The 20,197-nt window shown below is 64.0% G+C and carries 18 protein-coding genes and 1 tRNA gene; 7 read left to right on the forward strand and 12 right to left on the reverse strand.

The features are described from left to right. Positions 1 to 90 precede the first annotated feature (90 nt). Together mnmA and AC1Q80_RS25310 are read left to right on the forward strand one after the other, a co-directional pair. Positions 91 to 1,287 carry a tRNA 2-thiouridine(34) synthase MnmA gene (gene mnmA, locus AC1Q80_RS25305; RefSeq protein WP_173423562.1) on the forward strand — a complete coding sequence of 399 codons (1,197 nt, stop codon included), beginning with the start codon at positions 91 to 93 and terminating at the stop codon, positions 1,285 to 1,287. Between the two features lie 134 nt (positions 1,288 to 1,421). Next, a tRNA-Met gene (locus AC1Q80_RS25310) sits at positions 1,422 to 1,498 on the forward strand. Between the two features lie 182 nt (positions 1,499 to 1,680). Here the strand turns inward: AC1Q80_RS25310 and AC1Q80_RS25315 are convergent. After that, complete coding sequence (locus AC1Q80_RS25315; RefSeq protein ID WP_492362199.1) at positions 1,681 to 2,742, reverse strand: DMT family transporter; 1,062 nt, start codon at positions 2,740 to 2,742, stop codon at positions 1,681 to 1,683. 214 nt (positions 2,743 to 2,956) lie between these two features. On the opposite strand from AC1Q80_RS25315, the gene AC1Q80_RS25320 reads away from it, so the two are divergent. Then, positions 2,957 to 3,394 (forward strand): hypothetical protein, encoded by a 438-nt coding sequence (locus tag AC1Q80_RS25320; protein ID WP_492362200.1) that lies wholly within the window; start codon positions 2,957 to 2,959, stop codon positions 3,392 to 3,394. A gap of 211 nt (positions 3,395 to 3,605) precedes the next feature. On the opposite strand, the gene AC1Q80_RS25325 is transcribed toward AC1Q80_RS25320, so the two are convergent. Further along, on the reverse strand, positions 3,606 to 3,764 hold the full coding sequence (locus tag AC1Q80_RS25325) for a hypothetical protein (protein WP_173423559.1): 159 nt from the start codon (positions 3,762 to 3,764) through the stop codon (positions 3,606 to 3,608). Positions 3,765 to 4,555: 791 nt separating this feature from the next. On the opposite strand from AC1Q80_RS25325, the gene AC1Q80_RS25330 reads away from it, so the two are divergent. Further along, a complete protein-coding gene (locus AC1Q80_RS25330) occupies positions 4,556 to 5,011 on the forward strand; it encodes an SgcJ/EcaC family oxidoreductase (protein WP_492362201.1) in 456 nt (151 codons plus the stop codon). Between the two features lie 264 nt (positions 5,012 to 5,275). Beyond that, entirely contained in the window at positions 5,276 to 5,716 is a 441-nt protein-coding gene (locus AC1Q80_RS25335; protein WP_492362202.1) for an acetyltransferase, read from the forward strand. 30 nt (positions 5,717 to 5,746) lie between these two features. On the opposite strand, the gene AC1Q80_RS25340 is transcribed toward AC1Q80_RS25335, so the two are convergent. From AC1Q80_RS25340 to hutF, 6 genes are all read right to left on the reverse strand, one after another. Next, complete coding sequence (locus AC1Q80_RS25340; protein ID WP_492362203.1) at positions 5,747 to 6,331, reverse strand: HutD/Ves family protein; 585 nt, start codon at positions 6,329 to 6,331, stop codon at positions 5,747 to 5,749. Continuing rightward, on the reverse strand, positions 6,328 to 7,815 hold the full coding sequence (locus tag AC1Q80_RS25345; RefSeq protein WP_492362204.1) for an HAL/PAL/TAL family ammonia-lyase: 1,488 nt from the start codon (positions 7,813 to 7,815) through the stop codon (positions 6,328 to 6,330). The genes AC1Q80_RS25340 and AC1Q80_RS25345 overlap by 4 nt, the downstream gene beginning before the upstream one ends. Next, positions 7,808 to 8,635 carry a quaternary amine ABC transporter ATP-binding protein gene (locus tag AC1Q80_RS25350; protein ID WP_492362205.1) on the reverse strand — a complete coding sequence of 276 codons (828 nt, stop codon included), beginning with the start codon at positions 8,633 to 8,635 and terminating at the stop codon, positions 7,808 to 7,810. Before AC1Q80_RS25350 ends, AC1Q80_RS25345 begins: the two co-directional genes overlap by 8 nt. After that, positions 8,628 to 9,485, reverse strand: coding sequence for an ABC transporter permease (locus tag AC1Q80_RS25355; RefSeq protein WP_077502802.1), 858 nt, complete (start codon positions 9,483 to 9,485; stop codon positions 8,628 to 8,630). The genes AC1Q80_RS25350 and AC1Q80_RS25355 overlap by 8 nt, the downstream gene beginning before the upstream one ends. A gap of 154 nt (positions 9,486 to 9,639) precedes the next feature. After that, a complete protein-coding gene (locus AC1Q80_RS25360; protein ID WP_492362206.1) occupies positions 9,640 to 10,674 on the reverse strand; it encodes an ABC transporter substrate-binding protein in 1,035 nt (344 codons plus the stop codon). Between the two features lie 35 nt (positions 10,675 to 10,709). Then, positions 10,710 to 12,083 carry a formimidoylglutamate deiminase gene (gene hutF, locus AC1Q80_RS25365; protein WP_492362207.1) on the reverse strand — a complete coding sequence of 458 codons (1,374 nt, stop codon included), beginning with the start codon at positions 12,081 to 12,083 and terminating at the stop codon, positions 10,710 to 10,712. A 138-nt stretch (positions 12,084 to 12,221) separates the two neighbouring features. Between hutF and hutC the strand changes: the two genes are divergently transcribed. After that, positions 12,222 to 12,965: a histidine utilization transcriptional repressor HutC gene (hutC, locus tag AC1Q80_RS25370; RefSeq protein WP_173423801.1), complete on the forward strand. Its 744-nt coding sequence runs from the start codon at positions 12,222 to 12,224 to the stop codon at positions 12,963 to 12,965. A 62-nt stretch (positions 12,966 to 13,027) separates the two neighbouring features. Next, positions 13,028 to 15,955, forward strand: coding sequence for an aminotransferase (locus AC1Q80_RS25375; RefSeq protein ID WP_492362208.1), 2,928 nt, complete (start codon positions 13,028 to 13,030; stop codon positions 15,953 to 15,955). A 21-nt stretch (positions 15,956 to 15,976) separates the two neighbouring features. On the opposite strand, the gene AC1Q80_RS25380 is transcribed toward AC1Q80_RS25375, so the two are convergent. The 4 genes from AC1Q80_RS25380 to AC1Q80_RS25395 are packed head-to-tail and all read right to left on the reverse strand — an operon-like array spanning position 15,977 to position 20,178. Then, on the reverse strand, positions 15,977 to 17,296 hold the full coding sequence (locus AC1Q80_RS25380) for an aspartate aminotransferase family protein (protein WP_492362209.1): 1,320 nt from the start codon (positions 17,294 to 17,296) through the stop codon (positions 15,977 to 15,979). Further along, positions 17,296 to 18,117 carry an N-formylglutamate amidohydrolase gene (locus AC1Q80_RS25385; protein ID WP_492362210.1) on the reverse strand — a complete coding sequence of 274 codons (822 nt, stop codon included), beginning with the start codon at positions 18,115 to 18,117 and terminating at the stop codon, positions 17,296 to 17,298. Before AC1Q80_RS25385 ends, AC1Q80_RS25380 begins: the two co-directional genes overlap by 1 nt. A 15-nt stretch (positions 18,118 to 18,132) precedes the next feature. Next, a complete protein-coding gene (locus AC1Q80_RS25390; RefSeq protein ID WP_492362211.1) occupies positions 18,133 to 19,479 on the reverse strand; it encodes a glutamine synthetase family protein in 1,347 nt (448 codons plus the stop codon). A 36-nt stretch (positions 19,480 to 19,515) separates the two neighbouring features. Then, on the reverse strand, positions 19,516 to 20,178 hold the full coding sequence (locus AC1Q80_RS25395) for a cysteine hydrolase family protein (protein WP_492362212.1): 663 nt from the start codon (positions 20,176 to 20,178) through the stop codon (positions 19,516 to 19,518). Between the last annotated feature and the right edge of the window lie 19 nt (positions 20,179 to 20,197).

The following is a 20,197-nucleotide window of genomic DNA, read 5'->3' on the forward strand; positions in this document are numbered from 1 at the left end:
GCCGTGTGCTATTATCCCGGCATTGCATCGCATGAAGCGTGAAACAGGGGCGGGCGCTGTTGCCACCGCCCGAAGGCCGGATTGGATCCCGTGAATAGTCTCGATTTTGACCGCAAGCCCGAAGATACGCGTGTCGTCGTCGCCATGTCCGGCGGTGTCGACAGTTCCGTTGTCGCCGGCCTGCTCAAACGCGAGGGCTACGACGTCCTTGGCATTACGCTGCAGCTCTACGATCATGGTGCCGCCGTGCACCGTGCCGGCTCCTGCTGTGCCGGCCAGGACATCGACGATGCGCGCCGCGTCTGCGAAACGCTCGGCATTCCGCACTACGTGCTCGATTACGAAGCGCGCTTCCGCGAAACCGTGATCAACCCGTTTGCCGAAAGCTATGTTGCCGGCGAAACGCCGATCCCCTGCGTTGCCTGCAACCAGACGGTCAAGTTTGCCGATCTCTTGGCGACCGCCAAGGAGCTCGGTGCCGATGCGCTGGCGACCGGCCACTACATTCGCTCGCGGCCGAGCCCGAACCCCCGCTATGCCGGCCAGCGGGCGCTCTATCGCCCGACGGATGCCGATCGCGACCAGAGCTATTTCCTCTTTGCCACCACGCAGGAGCAGATCGACTATCTGCGCTTCCCGCTCGGCCATCTCTCCAAGGCCGAAACGCGGGTGCTGGCCGAAGAGATGGGTCTCGTCGTTGCCCAGAAGGCCGACAGCCAGGACATCTGTTTCGTACCACAGGGCAAGTACAGCGATATCGTTACGAAGCTGAAGCCGAACGCGGCGCTCGCCGGCGAGATCGTCCATCTCGATGGCCGCATCCTCGGCACCCATGACGGTATTCTGCACTACACCATTGGCCAGCGCCGCGGCATCGGCATTGCCACCGGCGAGCCGCTCTATGTCGTCTATCTCGACGCCCGCTCGCGCCGCGTCATCGTCGGCCCCAAGGAAGCGCTGGAAACGCGCCGCGTGTACCTGCGCGACGTCAACTGGCTGGGCGACGAGGATCTCGAGGACGTGGCGGCCGCGGGCTTCGACTGTTTCGCCAAGGTGCGCTCCACCCGCCAGCCGGCGCCGGCGATCCTCAAGCGCGATGCGGAAGGTCTCTATGTCGAACTTGCCGAGGGCGAGGCCGGCATCGCGCCGGGCCAGGCCTGCGCGCTCTATTCCGGCATCGGCGAAGACGCCCGCGTTTATGGCGGCGGCTTCATCCGCAAATCCGAGCGCGAGGCCGGTGCCGAGGCCGCATTGAAGGTGCTTCTGGCAGCGCCGGCTGCCGCCTGAGGCCCCCATTTCCGATCGCGCGGGAAAACTTCACATTTTCCCCGCGACTTGGGTTGACACTGGGCGGAACCGGGCCTTATAAGCCGCCCGTCCAGTCAAGACGGCTTCTTCTTCGAAGCGCTGACGCGGTACCCGGCGGAGTAGCTCAGTAGGTTAGAGCAGAGGAATCATAATCCTTGTGTCGGGGGTTCGAATCCCTCCTCCGCTACCATTTCTTCCTGAAACACAACTTAATTAGATTAATGTTCGGTCTCTGGCGCGCGTCGCCCGAACTTGATCGCAGTCCCGTATATTGCGGACCGATGCCGCCAGCTTCCATCTTCGCGGGATCTCCCAGCTGATCACGGTCAAACCGTCGGGAAGCAATACGAATTGTGATCCTCCCGGCTCACTTCACCCATGACTATGCCGATGGTGCAGGTCCGGATAATGAGGATGCTTGTGGCGCATCGGTTCGTGCCGGTGCCAGTGGGAATGCGGCTCGGTGATCGGGCCGTCGTGGGTGTGGGTGTGATGCTCGTCGTGGATATGGGCGTGTTCGTGCTCAAGCGCCTCGTGGCTGTGTTCGTGGTCGTGGCGCTCTGCCAGGTGCAGCCAGAGGCCGAAGGCCATCAACAGGCCGGCTGAGAGGAATTGCGGGGTGACGGCGTCGCGGAAGAGGGCGATCGAGAGCAGGGCGCCGATGAACGGGGCGAGCGAGAAGTAGGCGCCGGTTCGCGCCGTGCCGAGATGGCGCAGGCCGAGCATGAAGAGGACAAGGCTGATGCCGACGCCGAAGAAGCCGACGAGGGCGGCGCCGGCGGTGAGGCCGAAGGGCGGCAGCGATGCGCCGAGCCAAAGGGCAAGCACGAGGTTGGTCGTGCCGGCCGCGAGCCCCTTGATCATGGCGATCTGGACGGGATCGGCCGAGGAAAGATTTCGCGTCAGATTGTTGTCGATGCCCCAGGCAATACAAGCTCCTGCGATCAGCAGGCTGCCGTGATCGAGGCTGAGGCCTGCACCGTTCCACGACAAAAGCACAGCGCCGCTCAGGATGGCGGCAGCGCCTAGCAGCAGGCGACGGTCGACGTTTTCGCGAAACACCAGCCAGGCAATTGCCATCGTCGCCAGCCCCTCGAGGTTGAGGAGCAGCGAGCCGGAAGCGGCCGTGGTCTGCGACAGCCCGAACATCAGGAGAAGCGGGCCGAGCACGCCGCCAAACAGGATGACTGACATCAGCCAGGGAATGTCGTCACGCGCCAGCGGCGCCTCGACGCCATCGATCCCGACAAGCGCGCGGGCACGGTGGACGAGCGCCAGGCCGATCCCGGCGCCGAGATAAAGCATGCCGGCGAGCAGCCAGGGATCGATGGTGCCGAGCAGAAGCTTCGACAGCGGTGTCGATGCGCCGAAGAGAACGGCGGAGCCGAGCGCCAGCGGAACGCCGGGCCAGAGGTGGGAATGATCGCTCGACATCAAAGACTTTCCGACAATGCGTTGTATCGGCCATGAGGCGGCAGGTTTGGTCCATCCAAGCAGCAAAGCCTTGTCAGGGGAAGGGTTTGTTCGCATCGACAATGGGAGGGGGAGGTTTCTCGACCGGCGCAATTCGCCGTTTTCAGGAAGACCGGTCAGCGCTGCCTGACGCAGGAGAATAGCGCAGACCGGCAGCGCAACGGTTGCGGCGATCATGGCGATCGCCGTCCTTATGCTCGCCTGTCGCCTTGCGGCCAAGAGTGCGGTTATTGGCGAGATCTGGGAAAAACACCAAGCTGGTCATGGTAATCAACGGTACCCAGATCGAAGTCATGCGCGGTATGTCGGCTGCGGTCTCGAAGCTTCGGTGCGCTGGATCCTCCGCTGTCAGCGCAGGCGCTGGCGGACCGCCCATTCCCGTTGTGGGCTGAACGCAACTTTGATCAACGGCAAGGCTATTCCCGCATGTGCAGCCGAAATCCGCTCGCCTCGTCTTCTGACTATTCAGGTCGGCACCGACAGGGAAACGTTGCAATCGGCGTTAGCGCAGAGCGTTGAACTGACGTTTCAACCGGCCGGCGCTGCGCAAGCCAGGATCGATCTTGAGGGAGCCGATGAGGCCATCAAGGCGCTCAATGCCTGCGTGAAGTGAAAAGCCGTCCCTGCCGGCCGCGGACATCAGGCTTTCTTGGGCGATCGCGGTGAGGAGTTCGGGGCGAAGACCGTCGCCGCGTGCGGCTGCCAACGTGTGGAGGGTGAGCAGGGACATCATGTCTGGCTCCATCGTTTGACGAAGCATTCTTGCCCCTCAGCGTCGGGAAAGCCACGCGTTTCCTTCCCGGTCGAAAACGAGACGGCGCGCCTTAGCGATGGATGGACGAGGTGATCGTGCTGTAGTCTGGCAGGGTGATGTCGGCGATTTCGGCTGCCCGGTATTGGGACAAGGCAACATGCATGAAGGCAATGACTGCGACCGAAAAGGCCAGAACGGTGATGGAAACGCCGAAGCCGGTCTTGATCATGTCCGTATCCTCCAAGCCTTGTGTTTGTTGCTGAGAGACTGTCAAACCGTGACATGGAGACTATCGTGTGGCGTCGAATGCGCTGTTCCCCGGGTAACACGCCGTATGGTTACCGAATTCTGAACAGGGAATGCGATGCTCAGGTGGCGCAAAGCGGGCCAACAGCCGGCGCCGTCACTCGGCCATGGACGGCATCTTTGTGGCGCTCGCCTCTTTCGCCTCTGCGCGTGCGGCCCTTGAGGACCCTGCGCTATTTTCTCGCCCGGCCGACGGCATCGGCATCCATCTGGATCTTCATGCGCATTTCCATTCTGGCAGGGCTGCCGGCCGGCATCTTCGGGAAAGGGGCTGCCCGCCTGACCGCGGCGATGGCCCGGCATCGGCCTTGCGGCTTCCGGAGGAGCGGTGAACCGCCACCGACAGCAGGTCGCCGTTCCTGCCGATGGAGAAGCGCACTTCGGTCGTCAGGGGTTTGCGTTTGCTGCGCTTTTCCTGTGCCTGATGTTGGGCCGCATTCGAAGACGCGGCGTGGGCGAGGGGTGGCGTGCCGGCGATGATCGAGATGGCGCAAAGAAAACGGAGAAGTATTTTCACGGGAGGGCGTCCGGGCGGGCCTGATGATGGATGCACCAACCGCTAAATCAGTTTTCGCCCGCCGGTGCGACGTCGAATTGCAAATTTTCACTGCCCTGGGGACACTTTTCCCGTGCAAATGGTGTCCGGCCGTTCGCGCTTTGCGATAGGTTCGCAACTTGCTATGCAGTGGGCATGCGTCTGACGGGGAGCGAAACATGACCAAGACACGTGAAGAGATCGAGGGCGAGGGCATCCGGCAGTTGATCGCCGATGTCGAGCGGTCGCAGAACGAGCGGTCGCCGGAGGATTTTCTGCAACATTTCATGCCCGATGCCGTCTGGGTGACCGCCTTCGGGCGGCGCTTGACCGGCCGCGACGAGATCGCAACGTTTACCCGCAAGGTGCTGACGCCGGCGCTCGGCAATCAATATGCGCGCTATGAGGCAGAGCACATTTCCTTCCTGAGGCCCGATGTGGCCGCCGTCAACGTGCGCCAGCGTCCAGTGCTCGACGACGGATCTCCGATCCCCGGAGAGGCGGAAGGCAGCCCGCTCTATATCCTGGTGAAGGAAGGCGAACGCTGGACGATCGCCGTTGGCCAGAACACCAAGGTGCAGACGGAGGCGATCATGGCGCAGCAGAACCAGATCACCTCGGGCGACGAAAAATAGCGCCCGTCAACTGCTGCCGGTCGGTCGGGTGGAAGCCGCGGCGCAGGTCGCTCGTCGGGACAGAAATCGGTCTTTGTTGAAGGCAGGAGCTGTTGCCCGCTTGAAGAATTTGTGTTCGTGGCTATTGTGGCGAGCCGTCGCGCCCGCTTTCAGTGGCGGCGATATTGTCTGCCATTGACGTTATCACTGGTGACATTCTCGGAATTGGTCGCCTTCGTTGGTGGCTCACGGACGCGAGCAGCAATTTATATAGTGACTTCTCAAATGACTATTCCCATTCGTCCTTCCCGCCTGTCGGATTTCCAGCGCACGTTCGACATCTGGCGCAGCGCCGTCGTCGCGACGCATGACTTTCTCTCGGCCGAGGATTTCGCCGCCATAGAAGAGATGGTTGCCACCCACTATCTGCCGCAAGCCGAGCTCTGGATTGCCGCCGATGCAGACGATGTCGCGCTCGGCTTCATGGGCATGACCGGGGCGCAGATCGATTCCCTGTTTGTCCATGCCGATGCCCACGGCCGTGGCGTCGGCCGCGCGCTGGTTGCCCATGCGGCCGGGCTGCATCCGGTTCTGACCGTCGATGTCAACGAGCAGAATGCTTCGGGTGCAGGGTTCTATGCGCGCCTGGGGTTTGCCACCGTCGGCCGCTCGCCTGTCGATGACGACGGCAGGCCCTATCCTCTGCTGCACCTGCGCCGACCCTGACCCGGACGCAGGCTGCCGGCTATTCCGGCGTCAGACGTTCTCTGCGGTATCGATCTCGATGAGGAACAGCGCGCAGTTTGCCGGGGTCTTCAAGGCTGCGGCAAGCGGCCCTGATACCACCACGGCATCGCCGGCCGAGAGCGCAACTGTCTGGCCCTTGAGATCCAGCGTCACGGCGCCGCGATGGCAAAAGATGAGGCTGGTTGCCGTTTCGCTCGCAAGCGAGCCTTCGCCCTCGACGTCCAGTCGGCGCACACGATGAGCGAGCCTGCCCCGGCGGGTCATGACGTTGAGGTCGACGATCGTGCCGTCGATCAGGGTGGCGGAGGTGGCGACGTCGGCGGGGAACGCGAGCGGTGCAGTTGCCTGCGTCAATGGCGCCCGATCTCGGCCTTCTATCGAAAGCGTCATGCCGTTGCCTTCGAGGATCGACAGGGTGCGGTCGATGCCGGGAAAGGCGGAGAACGGGCCATCGCTGGCGACGGTTGCCATGCTCACCCGCCAGTCGAACTGCGAAAGCGACGCGCCCTCAGGGAAAACCGCGATCTCGATGGTTTCGCCGCCGCCGTTTTTCCAGGGCATGCGCTTGTGGCCGGAGGCGGGCAGGAGCTTCATGGCGTTCCTTCCTGAATGACGTGGCGCATGTGCTCGAAGTCCTCGTTCATCGGTCTGTCGTCGGCATAGTGGGGAACGGCGGTTCGGATGCGTCGGTAGAGCGTCTCGGTGCGCTTTGCCTTGGCCGTTGGGCGCGGCTGCAGGTCGTAGGCCTGGGCGGCGGCGAGCAGCTCGATGGCAAGGATGCGCTCGAGATTGTCGACGATCGCCAGCGCCTTGAAGGCTGCGGGGGTCGCGTGCGTCAGGATATCCTCCTGCAGCGCCGAGGTGATGCCGCCGTCGAGGCTTGCGGGGGCCGCCAGCCGGCGGTTTTCCGCGGAAAGGGCGGCGGCCGTATACTGGGCGATCATGTAGCCGGAAGACACGCCGCCGTCGCCGGCGAGAAAGGCGGGCAGGCCGCTGACCAGCGGGTTGACCAGCCGGTCGATGCGACGCTCGGAGATGGCCGCGACTTCGGCGACGGCAACCGCGAGGCTGTCCATGGCAAGGCCGAGCGCGGCGCCCACCGCATGGGCCTGCGAGTGCACTTCCGGCGCTTCCGGCGTGCCGGAGACGGCGGGGTTATCGGTGAGGCTTGCGAGCTCGCGGTTCACCACCTCGGCCACATGCTCGAAGGCGTCGCGGGCGGCACCGTGCACATGCGGAACGGCGCGCAGGCTCAAGGGATCCTGTGTGCGCGTGCCGGCGCTGGCTGCCAGCATCGGGCTATCGGCAAGGAAATCGCGCAGCGCCTCGCCGACTGCCTGCAGCCCTGGCGAATGGCGCAACGCTAAGGGCCCGGTGGCAAAGGTATTGGCCTGGCTGCCAAGGTTTTCATAGGTAAGGGCCGCTGCCGCATCCGCCCAGGCAAAAAGGCTTTGCGTGCGCGACAGCGCCAGCGCTGCGAGACCGGTGGCGCAGGGTGTGCCGTTGACGAGGCTCAAGCCCTCCTTGGCCTGCAGGCGCAAAGGCTGGAACCCAAGCCGGCGCAGCGCTTCTGCACCAGGGACGATTTCCCTGCCGTCGTTTACCGTGCCACGGCCGATCAGGACGAGGCCGATGGACGCGGCATGGGTGAGGTAGCCCACGGAGCCGCGCGACGGGATATTGGGGATGAGGCCGGCATTGAGCAGTGCAAGCAGCGCTTCGACCGTCTCGACGCGCACGCCGGAATAACCATGGGCGAAATTGGCGATCTGCGCGGCCATCACCGCCCGTGCTTCCGCCCGCCCCAGCGGTTCGCCGACGCCGCAGGCGTGGCTGAGGATGATGTTGCGCGACAGCGCTTGCTGGTTTTCCCTGTCGATGATGACATCGCAGAGCGCGCCGACACCGGTGTTGATGCCATAGCCGCGAATGCCGCGATCGACCAGCGCCTCGACCACGGCGCGCGCCTTGACGATGCGTTCGCGGGCCGCGTCGGAAAGCGTCAGCCGGGCGCCGTTGGCGACCGCGGCGATATCAGTCCAGTCTGCCGGTCCATCAAGCGTGATGGTTTCAGTCATGCGCTTCCGGCCTTCCCTGGCGACGTTGGACGAAACGGGCGACGTAGTCGTTGGCGGGCTTGTCGAGAATATCGTCCGGTGTCCCCACCTGCACCACCTGACCGTCCTTGAGGATGGCGATTTCCGAGCCGATGCGCAAAGCCTCGTCGAGGTCGTGGGTGATGAAGACGATGGTCTTCGACAGGTTCTGCTGCAGCTGCAGCAACTGGTCCTGCATGTCGGCGCGGATCAATGGATCGAGCGCGGAGAAGGCCTCGTCCATCAGGATGACGTCGGTATCGGCGGCAAGCGCCCGGGCAAGGCCGACGCGCTGCTTCATGCCGCCCGACAGCTGGTGCGGGAACTTGGCATCGTAGCCGGAGAGGCCCACGGTCTCGATCCATTTCATGCCGATGTCGCGGGTGTCGGCTTTGGAGAGGCCGCGCACGCGCTGGCCGTAGACGACGTTCTGCAAGACGGTTCGATGCGGCATCAGGGCAAAGCTCTGGAACACCATGCTGACGCGGTGCATGCGGAAGGTGCGAAGCGCCTTGGCATCGAGATCGAGGATGTTGCTGCCATCAAAGGCGACCTCTCCGCTCGTCGGCTCGATCAGCCGGTTGATGTGGCGTACCAGCGTCGACTTGCCCGATCCCGACAGGCCCATGATGACGAAGATTTTGCCGGCGCCGATCGTCAGGCTGACGTCGTTGAGGCCGACGCTGCAGCCGGAGCGGGCAAGAATTTCTGCCTTGGCGAGGCCGTCCTTGGCCATGGCGAGGGCGGCCTTCGCGTCCTGCCCGAAGATCTTGTAGACGTTGCGGATCTCGATATCAGCCATTGCGGGGATCCTCCGTCCGGCTCTTGCCGAAACCTTGCGTGATGCGGTCGAGTACGATTGCCAGGATGACGATGCCGATACCGGCCTCCAGGCCCTTGCCGACGTCGAGTGTCTGGATGCCGTTCAGCACCTGTTCGCCGAGGCCACGCGCACCGATCATCGAGGCGACGACCACCATCGACAGCGCCATCATGATCGTCTGGTTGAGGCCGGCCATGATCGTCGGGGTGGCGAGCGGCAGTTCGACGCCGAAGAGGATCTGGTTGGGGCTGCCACCGAAGGCGGTCGCCGCCTCGACGACCTCGTGATCGACCTGGCGAATGCCGAGATCGGTGAGACGGATCAGCGGCGGCACCGCATAGATGATCGTCGCCAGGATCGCCGGCACCTTCCCGAGACCGAAGAGCATCAGGGCCGGGATCAGATAGACGAAGCTCGGCATGGTCTGCATCACGTCGAGCACCGGAAGCGTAATGTTGCGCACCAGCCTGCTCTTGGCGACGAGGATGCCCATGGGCACGCCGATTGCAACCGATACCAGCGTTGCCATCAGCATCAGCGCCAGCGTCTGCATGGTGAGGTCCCAGAGACCGAGCACGCCAACGAAGAACAGGAGCGCCCCGACCGCGACCGTCAGCGTCCAGCGCTTGGAGCTTTGCCAGGCGAGCGCCATGAAGGCGAGGATGACGACCCACCAGGGCAGGCCGCGCAGGATCCACTCGATGAACAGCACGGCTTTCAGGATCACTGCGCTGATTGCCTTGAAGACCCAGCCATAGCTGCTGACCAGCGTCTGGATGAACTCGTTCACCGGCGCGCGGATGGAGAGATTGAGGGTATCCGGAAACATCGGATGTCGTTCCTTGCTCGGGCCAAGGGCGGGCGCAACGCTGCGGCCGATGGCGCTTGCCTCGGGATGTCGAAGGTCGGGCCGCGCGGATCCGATGAGACAGCCCTGTCTCAGACAGGGGCGCACCAGAGCCGCGTCGGCCGACCGAACGGACTTACTTCAGGCTGGCTTCGATCTTACCGCGGGCCTCGTCGGAGACCCACTTGCCCCAGACATCGCCCTTGGTCTTCAGGAACTCGGCCGCTGCCGCCACTGCATCGACCTTCTGGTCGGTCATGTAGGCAAGGCTGCCGTTGACGTCTTCGAGCGGGAAGGTCGCCTTTTCGAGGATCGCGATGATCTCCGGGGCTTCCTGCGCGAACGTGCTGTTGACGCCGTAGGAGACGTCGACGGACGGGAAGGCGCAGCCCTCGTCGCGCTTGCCGGTGGCGCTCGAAAGCTCCTTCCAGCAGGCTTCGTTATAGGCCGGCTCCTCCAGCTGCACGAGCTTGAACTTGCCCATGATCGCGGTCGGGGACCAGTAGTAGAACAGGATCGGTTCGCCCTGAAGGTAAGCCGACGTGATGGCCGAATCGAGTGCCGTGCCGGTGCCGGGGCGGAAGTTCACATAGGCCTCGCCGAGCTTGTAGGCATCGAGCTTGGCGGTGCTGACGCCTTCGCAGGTCCAGCCCGACGGGCAATTGAGGAAGCGGCCCTTGGTCGGCTCCTCCGGATCGGCGAAGATTTCGACGATCTTCGCATCGGTGAGCTGCGACACGCTCTTCAGGTCGGGTGCCTTCGCCTCGATGTTGCGGCTGGCGTCGCCCTTGATGACGTATTCCGGCACGAACCAGCCTTCGCTGGCGCCGACGAAGGTCTTGCCGACGGCGACGACCTTCTTTTCCTCGACGGCCTTGTTCCAGATGTCGGAGCGGCCGAGCCATTCCTCGGCAAAGATCTGCACGTCGTTGTTGGCGGTTGCCTGTTCCAGCGTCACGGAGTTGCCGGGGATCGAATCCACCTGGCAGTCGTAGCCCTTGGAGAGAATGGTTTTCATCACTTCGGTGATGAAGGCGCCGCTTTCCCAGTCGATGCCGGCGAAGGTGACGGTCTTGCCGTCGCCGCAATAGGAGGCGCTGGCGTTGCCGGTGGAGGCGGCGAGCATGAGGCCAGTGGCGGCGAGCGTGAGTTTCAGTTTGTTGATCGACATTAAGCTGTTCCCTGTTTTGATTTTGGCTTTGACGACTACTTCAGTTTCATGAGCACCCGCGCGAAGGCGCGGTCGATGTCTTCCTCCCGGTCGTGGCGTCCATTGCGGATCTTCCACTGTCCGGCGACCATGACGTCGCGGACGGTCTCGCCGCCAAGCGCAAACAGCCAGCGGTCGAGGATCTGATTGCCGCTTGCCGCGGCGATGTACGGATTGGCGCCGTCGAGCACGACGAAATCGGCGCGGGCACCGACGGCGATGCCCGATGTCTTCTGGCCGACGGCCTGGGCGCCGCCCCTGAGGGCCGCATCGAAAATCGTGTGGCCGACGGAGGCGCCGGGGCCCGCAAGGCGGTTGCGGCGGCGATCGCGCAGGCGCTGGCCGTATTCGAGCAGCCGCAATTCTTCGGCGACGCTGGTCGCGACGTGGCTGTCGGTGCCGATGCCGAGGCGCCCGCCTTCCGCCATGTAGTCGACGGCCGGGAAGATGCCGTCGCCGAGATTGGCTTCGGTTGCCGGGCAAAGACCGGCAACCGCGCCGGATCGCGCCAGGCGCTGCCGTTCGTCGTCCGTCAGGTGGGTGGCGTGGATCAGGCACCAGCGCTCATCGACCGGCATCTCGTCGAGCAGCCATTGAACCGGGCGACGGCCGCTCCAGGCAAGGCTGTCGTCCACTTCCTTGGTCTGCTCGGCGACGTGGATGTGGATCGGGCCTGCGACCGGCGCGCGTTCGAGGATCGTGCGCATTTCTTCAGGGGTCGCGGCGCGCAGCGAATGGATGGCATAGCCGAGCGTCTGGCCGTTGTTGCGGCAGAGCGGCGCCAGTCGTTCGAGCAGCGCCAGGAAGCGATCGGGATCATGCAGGAAGGGGCGCTGGCCGGCATTCGGGGCGACGCCGCCGAAATTGGCGTGGGCGTAGAAGACCGGAAGATGCGTAAGCCCGATGCCGGTCGCTTTGGCAGCATTGAGAATGCGCAGCGACATTTCGGCCGGGTCTGCATGGGGCGTGCCATCGGCGGTGTGGTGCAGGTAGTGGAATTCGGCGACATGGCCGAAGCCGCCCTTCAGCATCTCCATGTAGAGCTTGGCGGCGATCGCCTCGACGTCGTCAGGGTTCACGAGGCCGACAGTGCGGTACATTTCTTCCCGCCAGGTCCAGAAGCTGTCATCACCGCTGCCGGCCACTTCGGCAAGGCCCGCCATGGCGCGCTGGAAGGCGTGGGAATGCAGGTTGGCAAGGGCTGGAACCAGCGGTCCGGCAACGCGTTCGTCGCCATCGGCGATGGGCTGATCGGTCTTGATGGAGACGATCTCGCCTGTCTGATCAAGCGCAATGGCGACGTTCTGCGCCCAGCCGGTCGGCAGAAGCGCATGGTCGGCGAAGAGCCGGTTGACGGGAAAAGTTGCCATGTTGCGATTTTCCTGTACGTAGTTGTATATGGAACTATAGATATTTTGCTGTGGCGCGCAAGCGCGAAATGAACGAAAAGAATCATTGCCGGATACGCATGATTTGTTCGTGATCCGGAAAGGGCGGGGAAAATGCCGATAACGGCACTCAGACGAAGGATCGACATGGCGGCATTCGAGGACGGACCGGTGCCACGCTACGAGGCGGTGAAGCAGTTCATCCGCACCCGCATCGACAGCGGCGAATGGCCGGCACATCATCGCATCCCTTCCGAAAACGAGATCGTTGCCGATCTCGGCGTCAGCCGCATGACCGCAAACCGCGCGCTGCGCGAACTCGCGACCGAAGGCGCGATCACCCGCGTCCAAGGGGTCGGCTCGTTCGTCGCGGCCCACAAGGGCAGCACCGCGCTATTGGAAGTGCGTAATATCGCCGATGAAATCCGCGAGCGCGGCCATGCGCATACCTCGCGCATGACGCTGATGCAGGAAGAGGTGGCACCGTCGGAGATCGGCTATGCGCTCGGGCTTGCGACCGGTGCGCGGGTTTTCCACTCGATCATGGTGCATTCGGAAAACGGCCTGCCGATCCAGATCGAGGACCGGTTCGTCAACCCGTCGATCTGCCCGAAATACATGGAGCAGGATTTCCGCGACATGACGCCGAACGCCTATCTGACGGCGGTGGCGCCGATCACCCGTACCGAACAGATCGTCGAGGCGGTTTCGCCGCAACCATGGGAATGCAAGCTGCTCGGCATCGACCGCAACGAGCCCTGTCTGATGATCCGGCGTCGTACCTGGTCGGACACCGCCAATGTGACGACGGCGCGCCTGCTCTATCCCGGGACGCGCTATCGCCTTGAAGGTATGTCGCAATAGTCAGGAGACCCGTTCGGTCGATTCGGAAGTCGGCATGGTGCCGGATGTGATGGAGGCGACATATGGTTCAAGACGCGCTGAAGCTTCGCACGGAATTGCCAAGGCCCGATGTCGCGCCTGACGACGCTGCGCGCATCCTCTTGGAGCATTTCGGCCTCTCCGGCACCTTGAGCGAACTCGGCAGCCAGCAGGACCGCAACTACCGGATCGACACGGGCGAGGCCCGTTTTGTCCTCAAGATCTGCCGGGCAGCCTATGACCTGCAGGAACTGCAGGCCCAGAACGCCGCCTTGCTGCATCTCGCCCGCCAGGCAGGTTCGGTGCGTGCGCCGCAGGTGGTGCGTGCGCTCGACGGCAACGACATTGTCGAGACGACGGTGCGCGGCGAGGCCTATCGCGTTCGCCTGCTGACCTATCTCGAAGGCGTGCCGTTGACCCGCCGCAAGCATCTGAGCGCGGAAACGGTGGCAACACTCGGCGATATCGCCGGACGGTTGGCGGTGGCGCTGCGTGATTTCGACCATCCGGGCCTTGACCGCGAGCTGCAATGGGACCTGAGGCATGCCGCCCCTGTCGCGCTTCACCTGCTTGCCGCCATGAACGACGAGGGGCTGAAGAAACGGATTGCCGAGGCCATGGTGGGCGCCATGCGCCGGCTTCATCCGCTGACCGCCGACTTGCGCGTGCAAGCCATCCACCACGACGTCACCGACGACAATGTCGTCGGGCAGCCGGATGCCGCGGGTCGAACGGTGCCGGACAGTGTCATCGATTTCGGCGACATTCTCAAAGGCTGGCTCGTCGCCGAACTGGCGGTGACCTGTGCCTCGCTGCTGCATCATGCCGATGGCGATCCGTTCTTCATCCTGCCGGCCATCAGGGCTTTTCATGCGGTTTGCCCGCTCGAGGAAAGCGAACTGAAGGCATTGTGGCCGCTGGTCGTTGCGCGCGCCGCGGTGCTGGTCGCCAGTTCCGAACAGCAGCTGACCATCGACCCTGACAATGCATACGTTCAGGGCAATGCCGCCCATGAACGTGAGATCTTCGACGTCGCCGTTTCCGTGCCGCCGGCGCTGATGCAGCAGGCGATCCTGCGCGCTGTCGATGCCGCGCCTGAAAAAACGCTGCCGGTGATCGGCGAAGGGTTGCTCGTCGAGATCGAGCCGGCCGGCGTGCGCCAGATCGACCTTTCCATCCTCAGCCCCTTGCTTCCCGAGGAACGGTGGCAGCACCAGGGCCTTCCGGCGTCACTGTTGCAGACGGCTGCGCATGCGATCGGCATGGCGTCCACCCGTTACGGCGAATATCGGCTGACCGAGAGTGCGCTTCGCGCGTCGCGACCGACTTCGACCTTTGCGCTGCATGTCGATCTGTGCCTGCCTGTCGGCACTGTCGTCAGAGCGCCCTTTGCCGGCGGAACCGAATGGCATGACGGACGGGTGGTGCTGAACGGTCCTGCAGTCGTTCTCCATCTCACCGGTCTGGAGCCGCCCGAGGACGCTGAGGAGGCGGTTGCCGCCGGTGCGCCGATCGGCACGGTGGTCGAGGCCGGCCACGGGCTTGGGCTGATGCGGGTACAGCTCTGCCGCGAACCGGGGTTGATCCCGCCGCTGTTTGTTCCGGCTCGTCAGGCCGAGGCCTGGCGCGCGCTCTGCCCGTCACCCTCTGGCATTCTTGGTTTCGACTGCGATGCGCCGGCGCCGCATTCGACAGACCTGCTTGATCGCCGCCAGCAGCATTTCGCCAGGCCGCAGAAGAACTACTACAGCAAGCCGCCGCAGATCGAGCGCGGCTGGAAGGAGCACCTGTTCGACGTCGAGGGCAGGGCCTATCTCGACATGGTCAACAACGTGACGATCCTTGGCCACGGGCACCCAAGGCTGGCGGCAGCGGTCGGTCGGCAATGGTCGCTGCTCAACACCAATTCTCGCTTTCACTATGCGTCAGTTGCCGAGTTTTCCGAAAGGCTTGCAGCGCTTGCGCCTGACGGTCTCGACACGGTGTTCCTGGTCAATAGTGGCTCGGAGGCGAACGACCTTGCCTTGCGTCTCGCCTGGGCATTTTCCGGTGAGCGCAATGTGGTCAGCCTGCTCGAGGCTTATCATGGCTGGACGGTGGCGAGCGACGCGGTCTCGACTTCGATCGCCGACAACCCGCGGGCGCTTGAGACCCGTCCCGACTGGGTGCATGCTGTCGTCGCGCCCAATACCTATCGTGGACAATTCCGGGGCGCCGACACCACCGACACTTACGTGCGGTCGGTGGCGACCAAGCTGCGCGAACTGGAGGACGCAGGCGAAGGGCTTGCCGGCTTCATCTGCGAGCCGGTCTACGGCAACGCCGGCGGCATTCCCTTGCCGAAAGGCTATCTCGATGCCGTCTATGCCATGGTTCGCCAGCGCGGTGGCGTGTGCATCGCCGACGAAGTGCAGGTCGGCTATGGCAGGCTCGGCGATTATTTCTGGGGGTTCGAGGAGCAGGGCGTGGTGCCGGATATCATCACCATCGCCAAGGGCATGGGCAACGGCCACCCGCTCGGTGCCGTCATCACCAGGCGCGAGATTGCCGATGCGCTGGAGAAGGAAGGCTATTTCTTCTCGTCCTCCGGCGGCAGCCCGGTCAGCTCCGTCGTCGGCCAGACGGTGCTCGATCTCATCGAAGAAGAGAAGCTGCAGGAAAACGCCCGTGTCGTCGGCGGCTATCTCAAAACGAGGCTCGAAGCGCTTGCGCAACGGTTTCCGATCGTCGGTGCGGTGCACGGCATGGGGCTTTATCTCGGTGTCGAATTCGTGCGCGATCGCGACACGCTGGAGCCGGCGAGCGAGGAGACGGCCGCCATCTGCGACCGCCTGCTGGTGCTCGGGGTCATCATGCAGCCGACCGGCGATCACCTCAACGTCTTGAAGATCAAGCCGCCGCTCTGCCTCAGCCGCGAGAGCACCGACTTCTTCGCCGACATGCTGACGCGGGTGCTGGACGAGGGCTGGTAGGCAACGCCCCCCGTGCCGATCTTACCAGCCGGCAAAATCGGCAAGCGCAGCGTCAGAAACCCGGCCAGCTCTGACATCGCCGAAGGCGCGGTCGAGAATGTCGAGCGCCTGGTCAATCTCGGTGTCCGATATCGTCAGCGGTGGAGTCATCTCCAGCACGTTGGAGTTCATGCCGACGTAATAGAGGACGAGGCCGAGCTCATAGGCGCGATAGATCAGCTTGGCCGTTTCTTGTGATGCCGGTTCCCGGCTGCTGCTGTCGGTAATCAGTTCCACACCCGTGGCCAGGCCACGTCCGCGCACATCGCCGATCAGGGCGTGGCGTCCGGCAAGTTGCCGCAGACCTTCGCGCAGCCGTTCGCCCTTACGCTCGGCCGCGTCCGCCAACCCCTCTCGCTCGATGGTCTCTAGTACGGCCAGGCCGGCCGCCGTCGAGACCGGGTTGCCATGCAGGGTCTGCATCGCGAAGGCTGTGGCGCAGTCCAGGATCTCTGCCGGGCCGATTGCGGCGGACAGTGGCAGGCCGCCGCCGAGGCCCTTGCCGATCGTCAGGATATCGGGAACGAAGTCCTCGTGTTCGAAGCAGTGCATCTTGCCGCTTCGGCCAAGCCCGACCTTCACCTCGTCGCAAACGACGAGAATGCCGTGCTGACGGCAGAGATCGGCGAATTTCTGGAAGAATCCTTTTGGCGGCACGATCAGGCCGCCGTCCGACTGAATCGGCTCGATGAAGGCGCAGCCAATCTTCTCCGGCGGTGCCGTGGTTGCGAACTGCTGTTTCAGGAGGTCGAGGACTGCGTCGCCGCTCGCATCGCCATGGTAGGGTCGATAGGGGTCGGGGAAGGGCAGCAGGATCAGGCCTTCCGCCTTGGTCGCACCCGCCTGGACGCTGTGGCCGGAAAAGGCCATCGAACCCGTGGTGCAGCCGTGATAGGCGCCGACGAAGGAGATGACGCCGGTGCGGCCGGTCGCTTTAGCGATCGCCCGGAAGACCGCCTCGTTGGCATCCGAACCGGAATGGCCGAACCACACCTTGTTGCGTCCCTCGCCGGGGAAGAGGCCGAGCAGTTTTTCGGCAAGAGCGGTTGCCGGGGCATTGGCGGCCGACAGCACACTTGCGCCAGCCGGATTGGCGACGGCGCGCGACACGGCCTCCACGAATGCGGGATGGCCATAGCCGAGGCTTGCAGCCCCCCAGGCGCCGGAGAGGTCGATTAGCTCGCGACCGTCCTCTTCCATGAGGCGTGCCCCATGTCCACCGGCGATGGCGAGCGGAAAGAAGCGCAGCTTCTGCAGGTTGGCGATTGCCTGTCCGTCTCTGGCGTAGAGGCCTTCAGTCACTAGCGGCACTCCTCAAGGCTCGCCCGAAGACAACGGGTGAGACGCTCGCCCCAAGCGGCAACGCCTGTGTCGGTGTCGATCAGGTCATGCCGGACCTCGATCAGCACACCCGGCAACTTGCGCGCATCCGCATGCACCGGCACGGTATAATCTTCGTCCGGGTGAATGTTGTAGGGCTCGTTGTCGCCGATCGTCAGTTGCTCTTCGCTGCTCAAGCCGCGGATCATCGATTGTGCGAAAGCCTCGGCGTCGCGATAGAGAATACCCGCCTGCCATGGCCGTGGCTTGCCGAAATAGACGGGCGTGAAACTGTGCACGCCGACGACGAACGGCTTCTCGCCCTTCGCTTCGAGCAGGTCGAGGCGTCGGGTTACCGCATCGGCGAAGGGTCTGAACAGCGTGTCCACGCGTTGCCTGCGCTCAGCCTCCGTGAGATCTCGGTTGGCCGGGATCTCCGTCGTTTCGCTGACTTCCGGGATGAAGGACGGTGCCGAAAGCGGGCGGTTGCAGTCGATCACCAGCCGCGAATAGTTGGTGAAGAACAGCGGTGCATCGAGGCTGAGGCTTAAGTGCTGGGCAAGCGCCAGCGCGCCGATGTCCCAGGCGATGTGGCGGCGCCGCTCGTATTCGGGCAGGCCCATGTCGCCGAGCGCGCGCGGCATGCGGTTGGACGCATGCTCGCAGAGCAAAAGGAACGGCGACGTGCCGTCCGGGTTGAACACCGCATAGGGCGGCGGCTCGTCGATTGCCAGAAGCGGCTGGCGAGGGTCGTGCCGACCGCGTCGGGCGTCGGGGCTCTTGATGGCCGTTGTCGAAGTCATGGGAGCCTATCCGTATCAGTAGACGGCCGCGTAGCGGGCGCAGAGTTCATCGGGCGAGAGGCCATCGACGATCTCGATTTCCTTGCGCTTCATCGCGACGTAGCAATCGAGGAAGTCCTTGGCGAACCAGCCGGTCACCACCTTGTCTTCGGCAAGCGTTTCGAGTGCTTCCGGCAGGCTGGACGGCAGGCGACGGATGCCGAGCTTCTTCTGATCCGCGTCGGAAAAATCCGATGGGTCCGAGTTGATCAGCGGCGGCTGTTCGAGCCCGGCGCGGATGCCTTCGAGGCCAGCCTTCAGCAGCACCGCCAACGACAGATGCGGGCTCGCGCAGGCGTCGGCGGCGCGGTACTCCATGTTGAACTGCTTGGCCGGGTTGCTGCCGGGAAGATCCAGCGTCGGGCAAATTCTCAGCGTCGCCTCGCGGTTCTTCTCGCCGAGGCAGGTATAGGCCGCGCTCCAGTGATGCGGAACGAGCCGCATGTAGGACAGCACCGACGGGGCGGTGAAGGCAGTCAATGCCGGCAGATGGAGGATGACGCCGGCGGCGAAGGAGCCGGCAACTTTCGACAAGCGACCTGGGCGGGATGCGTCGAAGGTGACGGGATTGCCGTCAACGTCGGTGAAGCTGACATGCAGGTGCACGCCGTTGCCGACGCCATTTGCGCTCGTCTTCGGCGCAAAGCTCGCGTTCCAGCCGAACAGCGCTGCCACTTCCTTGGTGATGGCGCGGATCGTCGCGCCGCGGTCGGCCGCCGTCAGTGCATCCGCAGGCCGGCAGGTGATCTCGAACTGGTCCTTGCCGTATTCCGGCAGGAACATTTCCGGCTCGGCACCCGCCTCTTGCAGCGCCGTCATCAGCAGCGGGCCGAAGGGGTCGGCACGGCGCTCGGCGCGCAGGCCGAAGGATGGCGCGTCGGGCCAATCGACGCCGAGAAGTTGGAATTCCTGCTCGACGGCGGAGATGACCTTTAGCCCCGCCTCGCGCTCGAACTCCTCAAGCGTGCGCTTGAGGAAACTGCGCACGCAGCACTCCCAGGGGTCGCCTTTGAGGTCGGTGATATCGGAATGATAGAAGTGCAGCGGCGTGACGTCGGGCAGGCAGGTGACGCGCGCCTTGCTCGCCGGGTCGGCCATCAATCGGAGGTCGCCGGAAGAACCCCAGGGATTGTTCTCGGCGATCTGGTCGAACGGCGTCAACGCCAGATTGGCCGGGACCCAGCCGACGCCCTTGCGCAGATAGTCGTCGATCTGCGAGGCGGCGAAGCTGCGGCCGCGGGTGATGCCGGCGATATCGGTGGTGACGAAGGTTGCGAGTTCCGTCAGTGCGGAGTGCGCCTTGCCGTTGTTGGTCTCGGTCATGAATTCCCCTCTTGTCTCAAGATCTTCGGCGATGGCTCAGGCCTGGCGCAGGCCCTGAATGCGGCTGACGACAGTGTCGGTATCGGTGGTCCAGCAGTAGCCGGAATAGGCGCGAAGGGCGCCTTCGTGGCGCTCGGGGCTGTAGGTCGCACAAGCGTCTTTGACGACGGTGACGAGGTAGCCGCGATCGGCCGCATCACGCACTGCCATGTCGACGCACTGGTCGGTGATGACGCCGGCGATGATCAGGTAGCGGGTGTTGAGATTGCGCAGGATGTAATCGATGTTGGTGGAGTTGAAGACGCCGGACGAGGTCTTCGGCAGCACGATCTCGTTGTCGATAGGCGCCAGCTCCGGAATGACCTGACCTTCGGGCGAGCCCTTCGGCACATGCATGTCGGACAGTTTATGGTCGAGCGAGCGGTCGCGACCGTCAAGCGTCAGGCTCTCGATGATGGTGTGCAGCACTTCGCAGCCCGCAGCGCGGGCGGCCTCCAAGATGCGGACCTGGTTGGGGATCACCGTCTGGCGCAGCCGCTTGTGATAGTAGCTGTCGGCGTCCTGCGGGTGGGTGGGGTCGAGATTGGGTTCGCACCAGATGCGTTGCATGTCGACGAACAGCACGGACGTGCGGCCGCGCTCATAGTCGCTGTCGCGTCTCAGCATGTCGTCCCCGACCTTCACTGTAACGGCACTCATTCGGATTCTCCTCGGTTGT

Source organism: Ensifer sp. GW823-FHT05D09, from assembly GCF_058795755.1.

Bases quoted from the DNA above. Each gene is read 5' to 3' on its own strand.
- AC1Q80_RS25315 (WP_492362199.1), bottom strand. From the start codon at position 2,742: ATGTCGAGCGATCATTCCCACCTCTGGCCCGGCGTTCCGCTGGCGCTC.
- AC1Q80_RS25320 (WP_492362200.1), top strand. From the start codon at position 2,957: ATGGCGATCGCCGTCCTTATGCTCGCCTGTCGCCTTGCGGCCAAGAGT.
- AC1Q80_RS25325 (WP_173423559.1), bottom strand. From the start codon at position 3,764: ATGATCAAGACCGGCTTCGGCGTTTCCATCACCGTTCTGGCCTTTTCG.
- AC1Q80_RS25330 (WP_492362201.1), top strand. From the start codon at position 4,556: ATGACCAAGACACGTGAAGAGATCGAGGGCGAGGGCATCCGGCAGTTG.
- AC1Q80_RS25335 (WP_492362202.1), top strand. From the start codon at position 5,276: ATGACTATTCCCATTCGTCCTTCCCGCCTGTCGGATTTCCAGCGCACG.
- AC1Q80_RS25340 (WP_492362203.1), bottom strand. From the start codon at position 6,331: ATGAAGCTCCTGCCCGCCTCCGGCCACAAGCGCATGCCCTGGAAAAAC.
- AC1Q80_RS25345 (WP_492362204.1), bottom strand. From the start codon at position 7,815: ATGACTGAAACCATCACGCTTGATGGACCGGCAGACTGGACTGATATC.
- AC1Q80_RS25350 (WP_492362205.1), bottom strand. From the start codon at position 8,635: ATGGCTGATATCGAGATCCGCAACGTCTACAAGATCTTCGGGCAGGAC.
- AC1Q80_RS25355 (WP_077502802.1), bottom strand. From the start codon at position 9,485: ATGTTTCCGGATACCCTCAATCTCTCCATCCGCGCGCCGGTGAACGAG.
- AC1Q80_RS25360 (WP_492362206.1), bottom strand. From the start codon at position 10,674: ATGTCGATCAACAAACTGAAACTCACGCTCGCCGCCACTGGCCTCATG.
- hutF (WP_492362207.1), bottom strand. From the start codon at position 12,083: ATGGCAACTTTTCCCGTCAACCGGCTCTTCGCCGACCATGCGCTTCTG.
- AC1Q80_RS25375 (WP_492362208.1), top strand. From the start codon at position 13,028: ATGGTTCAAGACGCGCTGAAGCTTCGCACGGAATTGCCAAGGCCCGAT.
- AC1Q80_RS25385 (WP_492362210.1), bottom strand. From the start codon at position 18,117: ATGACTTCGACAACGGCCATCAAGAGCCCCGACGCCCGACGCGGTCGG.
- AC1Q80_RS25390 (WP_492362211.1), bottom strand. From the start codon at position 19,479: ATGACCGAGACCAACAACGGCAAGGCGCACTCCGCACTGACGGAACTC.
- AC1Q80_RS25395 (WP_492362212.1), bottom strand. From the start codon at position 20,178: ATGAGTGCCGTTACAGTGAAGGTCGGGGACGACATGCTGAGACGCGAC.